General features: G+C 43.1%; 11 protein-coding genes. All 11 read left to right on the top strand.

Going from position 1 to position 15,431, the window contains the following annotated elements:
* Positions 1 to 107: 107 nt before the first annotated feature.
* The 11 genes from WKT03_RS02185 (at position 108) to WKT03_RS02235 (ending at position 15,185) form a co-directional block, all read left to right on the top strand.
* Positions 108 to 2,408 carry a glycoside hydrolase family 9 protein gene (locus WKT03_RS02185; RefSeq protein ID WP_021944006.1) on the top strand — a complete coding sequence of 767 codons (2,301 nt, stop codon included), beginning with the start codon at positions 108 to 110 and terminating at the stop codon, positions 2,406 to 2,408.
* Between the two features lie 77 nt (positions 2,409 to 2,485).
* Complete coding sequence (locus tag WKT03_RS02190) at positions 2,486 to 5,677, top strand: GtrA family protein (RefSeq protein ID WP_117784692.1); 3,192 nt, start codon at positions 2,486 to 2,488, stop codon at positions 5,675 to 5,677.
* A gap of 301 nt (positions 5,678 to 5,978) precedes the next feature.
* Complete coding sequence (locus tag WKT03_RS02195; RefSeq protein ID WP_117784693.1) at positions 5,979 to 7,730, top strand: ATP-binding protein; 1,752 nt, start codon at positions 5,979 to 5,981, stop codon at positions 7,728 to 7,730.
* A 20-nt stretch (positions 7,731 to 7,750) separates the two neighbouring features.
* The gene (locus WKT03_RS02200) at positions 7,751 to 8,491 is read left to right on the top strand and encodes a hypothetical protein (protein WP_021943390.1); all 741 of its coding nucleotides are present in this window, start codon (positions 7,751 to 7,753) and stop codon (positions 8,489 to 8,491) included.
* A 259-nt stretch (positions 8,492 to 8,750) separates the two neighbouring features.
* Entirely contained in the window at positions 8,751 to 9,263 is a 513-nt protein-coding gene (locus tag WKT03_RS02205) for an A24 family peptidase (protein WP_021943391.1), read from the top strand.
* A 34-nt stretch (positions 9,264 to 9,297) separates the two neighbouring features.
* Positions 9,298 to 10,257 carry a hypothetical protein gene (locus tag WKT03_RS02210; RefSeq protein ID WP_021943392.1) on the top strand — a complete coding sequence of 320 codons (960 nt, stop codon included), beginning with the start codon at positions 9,298 to 9,300 and terminating at the stop codon, positions 10,255 to 10,257.
* A gap of 50 nt (positions 10,258 to 10,307) precedes the next feature.
* The gene (locus tag WKT03_RS02215) at positions 10,308 to 11,468 is read left to right on the top strand and encodes a CpaF family protein (protein ID WP_117784695.1); all 1,161 of its coding nucleotides are present in this window, start codon (positions 10,308 to 10,310) and stop codon (positions 11,466 to 11,468) included.
* An 18-nt stretch (positions 11,469 to 11,486) separates the two neighbouring features.
* Positions 11,487 to 12,230, top strand: coding sequence for a type II secretion system F family protein (locus WKT03_RS02220; RefSeq protein ID WP_340390851.1), 744 nt, complete (start codon positions 11,487 to 11,489; stop codon positions 12,228 to 12,230).
* 3 nt (positions 12,231 to 12,233) lie between these two features.
* On the top strand, positions 12,234 to 13,550 hold the full coding sequence (locus tag WKT03_RS02225; protein WP_340390852.1) for a type II secretion system F family protein: 1,317 nt from the start codon (positions 12,234 to 12,236) through the stop codon (positions 13,548 to 13,550).
* Between the two features lie 57 nt (positions 13,551 to 13,607).
* On the top strand, positions 13,608 to 13,778 hold the full coding sequence (locus WKT03_RS02230) for a Flp1 family type IVb pilin (protein WP_117784748.1): 171 nt from the start codon (positions 13,608 to 13,610) through the stop codon (positions 13,776 to 13,778).
* A gap of 18 nt (positions 13,779 to 13,796) precedes the next feature.
* A complete protein-coding gene (locus WKT03_RS02235; protein ID WP_340390853.1) occupies positions 13,797 to 15,185 on the top strand; it encodes a DUF5702 domain-containing protein in 1,389 nt (462 codons plus the stop codon).
* Positions 15,186 to 15,431 lie beyond the last annotated feature (246 nt).

The following is a 15,431-nucleotide window of genomic DNA, read 5'->3' on the forward strand; positions in this document are numbered from 1 at the left end:
ATGGTATAAAAGTGAAAGACATATGGAGCCGGGAGGCGACGTGTTATAAATATATGTACAGTTGAGAAGGTATCGTACATAAAGAAAATATGGAGGGATAATAAAACATGAGAAAAATGAAAAAAGTCGCTGTTCTTTGTCTGACTGCGGCGATGACCATGTCACTGCTTGCAGGCTGTGGTGGTACAAAGAAAAATGCAGATGGTGAGACGACAGAGGTTACGACGGAAGCCGAGTCCACTGAGGAAGAAGAAACGACAACGGAGAAGGCAACCGAAGAGGAAACAGAGGAGCCAACAACAGAGGCACTGGGTGTTTCAGATGGTGATAAAGTCATCAATATCAATTTTGATGATAAGGATACGGATGGTTTCCACACCTATACGAATGGTGGAAATGAAGAAATGACCAATGAGGATGGAGAGCTTCACATCAACATCAAAAAGACAGGAAGTGCGGATTATGCAAACCAGATCTATTACGATGGCTTTCGTCTGTATCAGGGATGCGTTTATGAATATTCCTTTGATGTAAGATGCGATATTGAGCGTACGATCGAATGGAGATTACAGATCAATGGCGGAGATTATCATGCATATACCAGTGATGTGATCACGATCGGACCGGAGACGCAGCACATTACAGCACAGTTTACGATGGAAGAGGATTCCGATCCTGCACCTCGTCTTTGCTTTAATATGGGAAAGCAGGAAGGTATGACCGGAGACGAAGCAGAGCATAATATTTATTTTGATAATATCTTATTAGAGGCAGTTGATGCTTCCGGCGCACAGCAGGTAGAAGCAACACCGGATCCTATGGCTATCAATGTGAACCAGGTTGGTTATCTGACCGGCGATTCCAAGGTTGCTACTGTGATCGGAAAAAATGCAAAGTCATTTGAAGTAATAGATGTAACATCAAACAAGTCCGTATATTCAGCAGATCTGCCGGAAGAAGCTACCTACGATCCACCATCAGAGATGTTCTGCAAGCAGGCAGATTTCTCATCCGTAAAGGATGCAGGAACCTATAAGATCAAGACAGATGATGGAGAAGAATCCGCAGAGTTCAAGATTGGTGATGATATCTATGGTGACCTGTATAAGGATGTTGTACTGATGCTGTATAACCAGCGTTGTGGAGTAGAACTTGACAGCAGCATTGCAGGCGAATTTGCACATCCTGCCTGCCATACAGGAGAAGCGGTTGTATACGGAACTGATAAGAAGATTGATGTGACAGGCGGCTGGCATGATGCCGGAGATTATGGCCGTTATGTTGTATCCGGTGCCAAGACGGTACAGGATCTGTTTATGACATACGAGGATAATGAATACAAGGCAGATGATATTGGTATTCCGGAAAGCGGAAACGGTGTTCCGGATATCTTAGATGAAGCAAGATATGAACTGGACTGGATGCTTAAAATGCAGGATGACAATGGTGGTGTATATCACAAGGTAACCTGTGATGTATTTCCTGAGACAGTTATGCCGGAGAAAGAAACGGCACAGTTGATCGCATGTCCGATCTCAAATACAGCCACCGGAGATTTTACAGCTGTTATGGCAAAGGCGTCTGTTCTGTATAAAGAATACGATGCAGATTTTGCAGCAAAATGTCTGGAAGCATCAAAGAAAGCATACGAATATCTGAGTGGCAACATGGATGCGCACGGATTCTCCAATCCGGATGATATTGTAACAGGTGAATATCCGGATACCATTTTCCGTGATGAAGCAATCTGGGCAGCAGTAGAATTGTATGCAGCAACCGGAGATGATTCCTATAAGAAAGCAGTCGATGCGATCATTGAGGGCGACGATATTGTAAACTACGGACTTGGATGGGCAGATGTCGGATATTATGCCCTGTACGATTATATTAAGTATGACGGCGGTTCAGCTAAGGCAAACGAACTGTTCTTCAATGAAGTAGATAAGACGGTAGAACAGATCAAAGACAATGGTTTTGGCGTATGGGTATCACCAACTAAGACATTTGCATGGGGAAGTAATATGAACATTGCAAATAAGGGAATGTTACTTCTGATGGCAAACAAGCTGAAGCCAGATGCAGACTATGTAAAATATGCTTCCTATCAGAGAGATTACCTGCTTGGAAGAAATGCAGTCGGCTATTGTTATGTAACAGGCTTTGGTACAAGAACTCCGCTTCATCCACACCACAGACCATCTCAGGTATTAGATGTAGCAATGCCGGGTATGTTAGTTGGCGGAGCAGACAGTAATCTGGAAGATCCATATGCGAAGGCTGTTCTTCTGGGCAAAGCACCGGAGAGCCGCTATGCAGACAATGCACAGTCATTTTCCTGTAATGAGATAACAATCTACTGGAATTCTCCATTGATCTATCTGCTGTCAGGTCTGGGTAATACAAAATAAAAAAAGAATGCACACACATGAACATGCAGCCGGCAGGGGTATCTGTTCGGCTGCACTGATATAAGAGAGTTATAGTTATGGACACAATAAAGAAGTTATTAAAAAAAGAGATTGTAAGATATGTAATAGCGGGTGGAGCCACGACAGTTGTAAATATCGTTTCATTTTATCTTCTGCGGATGTTCACCGGCTTATCCAGAAGCGGAGCGAATGTCATAGCGATATCGCTGGCGATCCTGTTTGCATTTTTTGCAAATAAGTTTTTTGTATTTACGGAGAGTAGTAAGAAGGATGCCGTGACTTTAAGCCGGGAATTTATATCCTTTGTCGGAACCAGGCTTCTTGCCATGCTGGTCGAAGTAGTTGGAACGAATCTGTTATGTGATTCCTTCCGCTGTAATGAATTCTTATCCAAGATCATTATTCAGTTCTTTGTAGTTGTGATCAATTATGTATTTGGCAAATGTTTCGTCTTTAAGAAAAAAAAGCTGTCTATACGGTTGTTTATGAAGAAAAACTATATTATTCTTCTTGCCGGACTGCTTCCGGCTTGTTTCCTGCTGGGAGTATGGATAGCAGAAAAGATCGGACCATTTGGCGGGAACAGTCTGACCATGGTGGACAGCCTGCATCAGTACCTTCCGTTTTTTTCTGATTATTATGATAAGCTTCAAAATGAAGGAAGTCTGTTTTATACCTGGGATATCGGTCTTGGAAGCAATATGTTGTCGATCATTGCCTATTATATTGCCTGCCCGATCAATTTCCTTGTGGTATTGTTCAAGCAGGAGCATATCTATATTGCGATGAGCTTGTTTATCGGAATCAAGATCATTTTATCCGGTATGTCATTTGCTTATTATATGCGGGAAAAATGTGAGGAACAGGGGAAATATCAGGCAGTGATTCTGATCTTTTCAACGGCATATGCATTAAGCAATTATATTATTGGTTATTCCTGGAACTTAATGTGGATGGATTGCATCCTGATCCTTCCGCTTATTATGGCGGGCTTTGAACGGATGACAGAAACCGGGAATTATAAGTTATATGTGCTGTCCCTGTTCTATGGATTGATGTGTAATTATTATATTTGTTTCATGATCTGTATTTTCCTCGTTATGGAATTCCTGTTGACCAATCATAAGAGCATAAAGAAATTCTTTACGGATGGTTTCCGTTTAGCGGGCTGTTCCTTATTGGCGGCCGGAATGGCAGCATTTCTTCTGATCCCGGCGTACCTTGGACTGAATACAACCGCTTCGGCAAACCGTGTATTTCCGAAAGCAGAATGGTATGGAAGCATCTGGGATCAGATCAAACAGCTTTTTTATCTGACAAAGCCGATCAAGAACCAGCAATTTGACGGCGGGCTGAATATATACTGTGGAACGATCTGTTTTGTTCTGCTGTTTGTATATCTGCTGAACCGTAGGATCAAGCTGTGGGATAAGGTTAAAAATGTGATCATACTTGTAGTTATATTTGCAAGCTTTAACAACCAGCTTTTGAATTATATCTGGCATGGCTTCCATGATCAGTATGGAATCCCGAATCGTTTTTCATTTCTGTTCATTTTCCTGCTACTTGCCATGTGTTGTGAAGTGCTGATGAAGCTTCAGAAGAAGGATATCCTGTCAGTTATGCTTGGGATTGCCTGTGGATATGCATTCCTGATCCTGGCGACAAAGAAGTGTACACTGGAAAAGGAAACCTTGTTATGGACAGAGATCTTTATAACAGCATACGCAGTATGCATGGTCGGCTTCACATTGACGAAGGGTATGTGGAAACGGATCATATCCTATGTGCTTCTGATTGTCTGTCTGGTTGAGACAACGATCAATGGAATTAAGGGATATGACAGCAATGGTTATGTAGATATCAGTCAGTATTTTGGTCTGGAATCGGAGATCCGGAATGCAATTGATTATCTGGACTGCAAGGATAAGCCATACCGGGTAGAGATGATGAATACAAAGATCGTAGACGAACCGACCTTTTATAATCTGAAAAGCGTCTGTCTGTTTGGATCGACAGTATCTGCAGATCTGGTTGATATGATGCATGATTTGGGATATTACACAGGGGCAAATGAGTTTCTGTTTGATGGTGGAAATACAGTATCCAATTCCCTGCTTGGTATAAAATATCTGCTTCAGAGGGATGGCGAGTATAATTATTTTGATGTGAATTATGTAAATGAGGTGGATGGTATACGGTTATACGAGAATCCGTATGCATTGAGCCTTGGTTATATGGTCAATAATGATCTGTTGGATTATGATGGCGATATCGGAAATATGTTTGAGACGCTGAACCAGTTTGTGAAGCTGTCTACCGGTGTGCCGGGAGTATTCTCTGAATTATATCCGGAGGTATCCACATACAGTGATAACTGTGAAGTAACGCGTCAGGGAGATCTGAGTGAGTATTATTCATACAAGCGTACTGATAGCAGCACCTGTAACTTCCAGTTGAGCTTTGATATTACGGATGAGACGAATGATATTTATATCATGGCGAATTGCTCCGGTATCAACAAGGTTCGTATCTATATTGACAATGAAGAGAAGAATTATGAAAGACTTCAGAATCAGACCTATCATGTCGGACATCTGGTAAAGGGACAGAAGGTAACGGTTGAGTATTGTTTCCGCGATACCCAGGCAAATACAGGAACTGCCCGGCTGATCGTTGCAGATATGAACTGGGAATCCTTCCTTCAGGCATATGATATCCTGCAGAGCCAGCAGCTTCTTATCGGAAAGATGGAAGATGGATATGTGAAGGGTTATATTACGATCTCATATCCGGGACTGCTGTTCACATCGATCCCATATGATGCCGGATGGACAGCATATGTCGATGGCGAAAAATATGAGATTGACAAGGTTGGAAATGCATTTATTGCATTGAAGCTTGCCGCGGGTGACCATGTGATCGAATTCAAATATTTTCCACCGGGTCTGAAACTCGGACTGATCTTTACCTTTGCATGCTGGCTGCTGTTTGGCTTCCTGTGTGGAAGAAGACAGTTTCAGAACCGGAAGGTGGAGAACGCATCAGGCAGGAGAAAACGCAGAACACAGAGTGCCGGCATAAATGAAACGGAGTCGGATGCAACAAGTGATCTGCCAGAACCGGACGACCGGAGCCTGTCAGTAGATGAAGCGGTGGAGCAGACAGAACCGGAGGCTTTAGATGATGATTATTATAAGCATGTAGATGAGATCCTGAAGGATGTATTTGATGATGATCCAAAATAAAGAACAGGCAGTACAACCATAATGCGTACACTTTTATGAACTGGGAATTGACAGATGTATAACATATATAAAAAACATGGCATATGGAACCTTGAAATTTGTTTATATCTGCCAGATTCCTGGAGATAGTGTAAGCAGATCATTAGTTATATCTAGTAAAAAATATCAAAAAAGGCCTATAGATTTTATGAAAAATCTATAGGTTTTTTTATCATCTCGTTGACCTTAACATTCATTTATAATATAATAACATGTGGAGTCAAAGTATTAGATTCAAAAAAGTAGAAATAGAGGTGCATCAATGGAGAAAATTAAGGAGTTGGGTTGGAAACCGGTCGCAGCAGCCGGTGCGGTACTTGGTCTTCTGGCAGGTATCTTAGGTGTTGCAGGTGTAGGAGTGGGTGCTCTGATCGTTGGAATACTTGCTGCAGTTGTAACATTTGGAGGAGTATTCATCGTCTGTGGTGACGGTACGAGTGGAAGTGGCGGAAAGGGAGATAAATATAAAAAGTTATTTATGAACCTGCCGATCGGTTTTGCACAGGCAAAGATCATAGATGATCCTGTAAATGGTGTCAGTTATCAGATCGTAGATGCAAACGAGATCTTTGGTGAGTATTTCAAGCTGGATGTCAGTGATTACACCGGCAAGAACCTGAAAGAAAGCAAGATCGAGGTTCTTCAGGATATCAACGCCTGGTTTACGGCATATAATAACTCCGGAACAAAAGAAGGAGATCTGATGGATGTTGAGATCACAATGGAATCTCTTCAGAAGGTATTTAACACCGTAATGTATAAGTCAGAAGCAGATTACATTAACATGGTGGTTATTGATATCACAGATCAGAAAGATACAGAGAACAAATTGTCCAAGGCAATTGTTGATGCGAATGCAGCCTATAAGACACAGGCTGAGTTCCTTGCAAATATGAGCCATGAGATCCGTACACCTATCAATGGTATTCTGGGTATGCTCCAGCTTACACTGATGGCTGATGATCTTCAGGCAGATTACAGAGATAACCTTGTAACTGCAAAGAACTGTGCGGATACATTGCTCCGACTGATCAATGATATCCTTGATATCAGTAAGCTGGAAGCAGGAAAGTACAAGATCAAAGAAGAAACATTTGATATCAAACAGGCGATCGAGGAGACGGTTGCTGCTCAGGTACCACTTGCAAATAATAAGGGGTTACAGCTCGACTGTTCATTTGGAAACAATATTCCAAAGCTGGTAAAGGGCGATGGACAGAGAATTCAGCAGGTATTAAACTGCCTGTTATCAAACGCGATCAAGTTTACGTCAGAGGGAAGTGTACGTGTTAAGATCGCATCCATGGATATGGAAGGGGAAAATAAGGTTAAGATCCGTATGGCAGTTGCAGATACCGGTATTGGTATTTCAGAGGCTAACATGAGCAAGCTGTTTATCCGTTTCAGCCAGGTTGATTCTTCTGATACAAGAAGATATGGTGGATCCGGCCTTGGCCTTGTAATCACAAAGCAGATCGTTGAACTGATGGGTGGCAACATTCAGGTTCAGAGTAAGGAAGACATTGGTTCTACGTTCATCGTAGAAGTACCTATGAAGGTTGTAAAGGCATCGGATGATGCATCAGTAGAGATTGAGCAGGAAGAAGAACCGGCTGTATTCTCAATCAATGCACACAGCAAGGCAAGAATCCTTGTAGCTGAGGATGAACCGGTTAATCAGCAGGTAATCGGTAAGTTACTTGGTATGGCAGGCTTCTCTTACGATATTGCAGAGAATGGTCAGAAAGCAGTTGAACTCTTCAAGCAGAAGATTTACGATGCAGCGTTATTTGATGTACAGATGCCTGTTATGGATGGTATCGCAGCTACACAGGAGATCCGTGAGATCGAGCAGAAAGAGAAGAGAAAGAGACTTCCAATTATCGCAGTAACAGCAAGAGCCATGTTTGGTGATAAGGAACGTATTCTTGAGAATAAACTGGATGATTACATAGCAAAACCATATAATCTGAACGATGTTGTTGAGACATTGAACAAATATATTGATGATTAACATAAGGAGGTCATTTGACAATGGCAGGTAATTTTTTTCAGAATGCATTTGAAAAGACAAAGTCATTAGCTAATCAGGCAGTTGACAGCACAAAGTGTGCTGCACAGAAGACAAAGATAAAAGGCAAGATCTCATCTGAGAATTCCAATCTTGACAGAATCTATACAGAGATCGGAAGATATTATTACAACCTGAACAAGGAAGAGGCACCGGAGGAGATCAAGCATCTGTTTGACAGTGCTGCAAAGGGATTAGAGAATATTGCAGCTCTGGAGAAGGAATACAGAGAAGTAGAAGAACAGGAACACCGTATCATGAACAGTGGCAATCAGTATCAGCAGACACCACCACAGGGTATGTATAATCCGCAGATGAACGGAATGCCACCACAGGGTATGTACAATCCACAGATGAATGGAATGCCACCACAAGGCTACAATCCACAGATGAACGGAATGCCGCCACAGGGCATGGCACCACAGATGAACGGAATGCCACCACAGGGTATGGTACCACAGATGAATGGAATGCCACAGCAGGGCATGTATAATCCACAGATGAACGGAATGCCGCCACAGGGTATGGCACCACAGATGAACGGAATGCCACCACAGGGTATGGCACCACAGATGAATGAGATGCCACCACAGCAGAATCCTGCACCTGCTCCACAGGCAAGGCCTGTACAGGAATCCGTACCTGCAGTTGCACCGACATCCCAGCCGGAAGCGGTTCCGCAGAATGAAGAAGTATCCCAGTAGTGAGTGCATAAGGTCAGAGAAATGCAAAAATCCAGATAAATATCTGCAAAATGCGTATATGACAAAAAGAAGCACAAACTTCAGAAATTACATAAGAATCAGAAAAAGATCTGTTACGGCAGGTCTTTTTTTGTTGCCTGAAAAGGGATAGATAAATGTGTGCAAAACTGACAGATATTAAATGATTGTGTCAAGTTAAGAATGGTAAAAATTAGTTTATTTTCTGCGTATTTACAATGTTTTTTCGGGATGGTAACGTATGGATACGCTGATGGCAGGACATCAGAAAAATGAAAAAAAGGAGAGTGATACAGCGTTTGTTTTTGAGAAGACATTAATGATCCTGTTGGTAAGTGCAGCAGTAGTTCTGGATTTCAAGACATGGAGGATTCCGAACTGGCTGGTATTGATCGGGATGGAAACCGGGATATTCGTGACGATCCAGAGAGAGGGCTGGAGAATGGGAGGCATACAGGTGGTACTTGGTATTGTCCTTCCGATTGCATTGCTGTTCCTTCTGTATCAATTTGGATTCCTGGGAGCCGGAGATATCAAGCTGTTTGCAGCCCTTGGTGCATTTATCGGAATGGAGGTCTGGCGGATCGTTCTGTATTCGTTTCTGTTTGGTGGGGTTTTGTCTTTGCTGTATATGGTAAAGAATGTATGGATCCCATGGCTGAAGCATCGAAGACGAAGACGGCACCGAAGGAATAAGATCCATTTTTCCATGGCAATATTACTGGGATGTCTGTTGTATTGCCAATGGGGTTGATATTTGAAGAAAGAAGCTGGGAAAGGAGGAAAAAGTGCGGCAGTTAAAACTTGGCATAGTTGGAATGGAATCAAACTATGTGATCGGGTTGATGAATTACATTAATGCAGATAAAAGAAATCCATTCTTCGCAATGGCATTTTCGACAGAAGAACGATTGGAAAATTATCTGAAGGAGCACACATTAGATGCGCTGTTGTATGAAGAAAGCATGATGCCTGTGATCGTAGGACTTCCAGAAGGAAAAAATATTTGTACGATCAAGCTGGCGGAGCAGGCACCGGATAAGATGGAGAAAGAAGCAATTTACCGGTATCTGAGTGTGGAAGAAATACTGAAGCGGGTGTTGCGGATCATAAAAGCGGAGGAGGCAGAAGGAAAATGGGAGTTATTTGCGACTTATGCAGTTATTTCCCCAATCGGCAGGTCGGGTAAGACCAGACTGGCAAAAAGCATCTGCCTGATGGACGAGGTACGTGGTGGGCTGTATATCGGGATGGAAGCATATGGAGAAAGGAAGCAGGAAACTTCGGAGACAGTAACGGATAAGACTTGTGGTATGTCTGAGCTTGCATATTTGATCCGAATACAATCAGGGCAGATTTTTGAATATCTGGATAAAAGTGTGGTTGTGGAAGGAGGGATTAGCATGATCGCGTCACCGGAAGTATATCTGGATATCAGAGAACTGAACCGGTCGGATGTGAGTTGGTTCATAAAGAAGCTGATTGCATATGGACGATACACAACGATCGTATTTGATATTGATGGCAGCGTGCTTGGAGATATTACGATACTTGGTGAGTTCGATCATGTATTTGTTCCGGTTCTGGATGGCGGGTATGCAGAAGAAAAGGTTGCGGCATTTCAAAGATTGTTGGAGAAACAGGAATTACAGAAGGTAGTCATGCGGATGCAGCAGGTCGTTGTACCGGATCATGCATATGACAGTGCGGAGATGATGCAATTGGCGGGAAGGCTGGTGGGGATATAAGCCCAGAGGACAGAAAGAAATTAAAAGAGCACGTTCTGGAAGAACTGGATATGTCTCAGGAGATCATAGATGAGAAGGTTCTGGAACTGATCGACCGATCGCTTCTGGAACATCCGGATATCGGATATGTCAGTCTGGAAGGACGGATTCGGTTGAGAAGGGAATTGTTCAATGCGGTCAGACGGATGGATGTGCTATCAGATTTGTTAGAGGATGACAGCATAACGGAGATCATGATCAATGGGTACGATCAGATCTTTGTAGAGAAAGATGGACGTATTCAGTCCTTTTCCCAGAGCTTTGAGAGCGAAGATCGTCTGGCATCGATTATTCAGCAGATCGTAGCCGGATGTAACCGCTTAGTGAACGAAGCAGTCCCGATCGTAGATGCCAGACTGCCGGATGGTTCCAGAGTGAATGTAGTGCTGCCACCGGTCGCCCTTGATGGACCGACCATGACGATCCGTAAGTTCCCAAAAGAGAAAATGACGATGGAAAGGCTGATTGAACTTGGGGCTTTAGATGAGGAAGCTGCCGGATTCCTGAAGCTGCTGGTAAAGGCAAGATACAACATATTTGTATCAGGAGGAACGGGAGCAGGAAAGACGACATTCTTGAATGCGCTGTCGGATTATATACCAAAGACCGAACGGATCATCACGATCGAGGATTCGGCAGAACTGCAGCTGCGTGATGTGGAGAATCTGGTACGGATGGAAACCAGAAATTCCAATGTGGAAGGCGAAAATGCGATCACGATACGGGATTTGATCAAGGCAAGTCTTCGTATGCGGCCGGACCGGGTGATCGTAGGTGAAGTCCGGGATTCGGCAGCGATCGATATGCTGACAGCAATGAATACCGGGCATGATGGAAGTCTTTCGACCGGCCATGCAAACTCAGCATATGACATGATCACAAGGCTGGAATCTATGGTGCTGATGGGAATAGAACTTCCGATGGAAGCTGTTAGGCGGCAGATTGCTTCGGCTGTGGATATTATCATTCATCTGGGAAGACTCCGGGATGGATCCAGAAAGGTAACAGAGATTTGTGAAGTAACAGGAATAGAGAATGGACAGGTTCAGTTGATGTCACTTTATGAATTTGAAGAACAGGCAGAGAAAGGCAGGAAAACCGTTCAGGGACATTTGAAAAAGAAGGCAGCTTTGCAGAACAAGGAGAAATTGAAACGGGCAGGGCTGGAATAGGAAAGGAGGGGCCAGGATGTGAAAACAGATTATACACGATACCAGTTATCTTTGATGGAAAACATTGTTTTTGGAATGGGATATCTGGTTGCGGCAGCAGTGGTATGCATTATATTTTATGATTCATTTCTTCCGCTGATTCTGATGCTGCCCGCGGGTGTATATGTGCGAAGGCTGTTTGAAGAATACAAAAGGAAGAGGAGGCAGCAGGAATTATATTTTCAGTTTAAGGATATGGTGCAGGCACTTGCCGCCAGTCTCAGTGTCGGATATTCATTTGAGAATGCTTTTATAGCAGCACATGAGGAGCTGACACGGACATACGGAAAAGATGCGCTGATCGTCCGGGAGCTTGTAGTGATCATGCATGAGATCCGCTTACATAAGAACATAGAAGATGTTCTTGCGGATTTTGGAGAACGCTCCGGTATTCGCGAGATCCATAATTTTTCTCAACTGGTTGCTGTGGCAAAAAGGACAGGCGGCAATATGGTACAGATCATGAAAACGACTGCGGCTGGAATTGCCCGAAAGGTAGAAGTGGAAATGGAGATTGCGACTATGATCGCAGCAAAACGGTATGAACAGCGGATCATGCTGGTCATTCCTTTTCTGATCATTGGATATCTTCGTATGGTGAACCAGAGTTATATCTGTATTTTATATGAAGGAGTGGCAGGTCGGATCGTGATGACATTATGTCTGCTGGCAGGAATCATTTCATATTTCTGGAGCAGAAAACTGATCAATATTGGAGTGTGATGGATGAAGAGAGAATTAAAAAGACCGGTTGGCAGCTTTCTGTACCGGAAGATACATAGGTTTTTGAATATGAGAACGATCCGGGAACGGATGCGAAAGATCCATGTTGTACCGGAGGATGAACTCACTCGGTTATGTGAGGAATATTGTATCCGAATCCTGTCGAACAGTCTGCTGGTATTTTTTGGAACATTGGTCTTATCCGTTGGTCTGGCAGTATATACGAATCGGACAAAGGCTTCGATTGTATTGAACAGGGAATCCTACGGTGGAGATGAAACAGTCACGCAGTTGGAAACAGAGATCAATGGTGAAAAGCAGATGATATCTGTGGATGTGCTTCCGTTGACCTATGATGCGGAGAGCATAGAAGAGGCTTTTGATAAAGGATTTGCTTACATTGATTCCGTATATCTGGGAACAAACGAGAATGCAGATCATATTACGGAGGATCTGGAGCTGATCGATTCTGTTGATGAACTGGGACTCCGGGTTTCATGGGAGATTGAAGATGAAAGCGATATTGTTGATTACCGAGGCGAGATCATTGATCATCGGCTGGATGAACCGGTTCTTGTAAATCTGGTGGCAACTCTGTCTTATGAAGATTTTTCGGCATCCAGAAACTATCCTGTAAAGGTTGCAGGCAGGGAAAAGAATGAGACGGAAAAGGCAATAGAGACGATTCAGGAGGCGTTAGATATGCTACAGCGTAAGTCAGATACTTCATCATTGGTTCTTCCGGAGACAGTTGCGGGATATCATCTGCAGCATACCGGTACGATGCGGCTTCCGATACTGGTATTTGTTCTTGGAGGGATATTCAGTATTTTGCTCGTCTATAAAGAATATTCGGATATACGGACGAAGGAGAAAAAGAGAAATGAGGAGCTGCTTATGGCGTACCCATCTTTTGTGGATCTGATGAGCCTTTATATGGGAGCCGGATTAACGGTGAAGGGGTCTCTGAGCAGAGCTGTGGTGCAAAGTGACAGTCCGGTTCTGGCAGAGGAGCTGAATTATACATTGAATGAGATACAGTCGGGAATTCCGGAAACAGAAGGCTATTACCGGCTGAGCAACCGACTGGCCCTTCCGGTTTATCAGAAGATATTTACTCTTTTGTCACAGAATATCAAAAAAGGGACAAGGGATATCCTGAATCTGTTGGCAGAAGAAGAGGCTGCTGCATTGCAGTTAAAAAAGGAGCTGGCAAAACGAAAAGGAGAAGAGGCGGGAACAAAGCTTTTATTTCCGATGATTCTTCAGTTAGGAATTGTAATGATCATAGTGATAGCCCCGGCATTGCTGGGATTTTAAAAGAACAAAAAGAAGGAGGAAACGGCAGTGGAATAGTCATTGCTGACAATAAAGAGTATGAGAAATGTGAAGAATTTTTTATTAGATGAAAGTGGAATGGGAGTTGTAGAGATCCTTTTGATCACAGTTGTATTGATCGCCATGGTACTTATCTTTCAGGAGAAGATTACAAGTCTTGTGAACAAGATCTGGACCTCGATCGGTAAGAGTGCGAAGAAGATTTATTAGTAAGGAGACTCTGCAGATTTGAAAAATAACGGACAGATTACAGTATTTTTAAGTCTGGTGCTGATCAGCCTGCTGGGATTATTTCTGGCAGCAGTTGAGATTACAGGAATCTACATGAACAGGGCACGGGTGGCAGAAGCTGCCCGTGGTGCATCCCTCCATATACAGGCAGAGTACCAGTCCCAGATATTTGATCGGTATCACCTGTTATTACTGGATAAAAGCTATATGGGTTATGGTGAAGGAATGCTGGAGGAACGGGTATCTGATTATATGGACTATACACTCTCCGGCTATGGATTTGCTGTAGAGGATGCCTGCCTGACAGATGTGAGAACGGTGGTTGCTGATGATTGCTATGACTTAAAAAAACAGATAGAGGAATATATGACGCTGTATTTGGAAACAAAGGCACTGGAAACGATAAGCGAAGATCTGGCATATGACAATGCGGATGCCGAAGAGGTAGCAGAGGAGATACGGAATGGAAAGAGCGAGGAAACAGAACAGGAAAGTAACTGGCAGGGCGAGGATCCCAGAAAATTGTTGGAACAGGAGCTTGGGATCGGATTGCTACAGCTCGTTCTTCCATCCGGAAAATCTGTATCACAAACGAAAGTATCCATGCAGGATGTACCATCGACTGCATGTGGAAAGGAAAATGTTCAGGAGAGCATGGACACTTCTTTTTCGGATATTGACCGGTTGGAAGCAGAGCTTGGAAAGGTTCGTGGGACAGGAAAATCGGAATTAGGCACGGATATCAATGGGATTCTTTACGCGATGGAGTGCTTTAAAAATGTTATGGATGCGGAGCAGGATAATTGCGTATTCCAGTGTGAAGTGGAATATCTGATCGCAGGGAAGGACAATGACTATGATAATCTGACCTGTGTTGTAAACCAGATCATACTTCACAGACTTCCGGTTAATATGGCGGTACTGTTATCGGATGCAGAGAAAATGGCGGAGATAAGCAGTATGGCAGCGACACTTGCACTTGTACCGGGCATTACATATGGAGCAGCAAAATATCTGCTTGCAGCCTGTTTTTCCTATGGAGAAACGATACTTGAGATACGGACATTGTTAGCGGGAGGAAAGATTCCTCTGCTCAAGAAGGCAGCAGACTGGAAGCTGGATCTTGCGCATATAGGGAATCTCACCAGTGTAGAGCCGACATCTGGTCAGACAGAAAAAGGACTGGATTATGAAGCGTTTCTGATGCTGTTATTAGCAGAGAAGAATAACAGAATGTACTATCGTATGTGTGATCTGATCCAATTAAATACTGCACTTGTCCAGGATGGATTTCTTATCACAAACTGTGTGGATGCATTTACGATCGATATTGATATTACAAAAGGGAAACGGTCGTACGCAACTTCGGTCAGTGCAGTTTATTAAATATGAAACATAGAAATATCAGATGGAAAGGATGGTGTTATATGCTCTCTTATTATATATTTTGGCTGCAGTCTATTATCCATGCGGTGGCATATTCCATTTCCAAAAATAATAAAATCAAAAGTATTTCTCCGTCTCTCCAAGACCTGAACAGAAAACATTTGAGCAGACAGTATGGTAAGAGAGTGTATAAGACCATTCCTTTCTTTCAGAGGATATTTTGTATATGGAACAGGCAGGAGGGTA

Origin of the sequence: Coprococcus sp. HCN-4056, assembly GCF_037892645.1 — a bacterium.
GTDB lineage: Bacteria > Bacillota > Clostridia > Lachnospirales > Lachnospiraceae > Coprococcus > Coprococcus ammoniilyticus.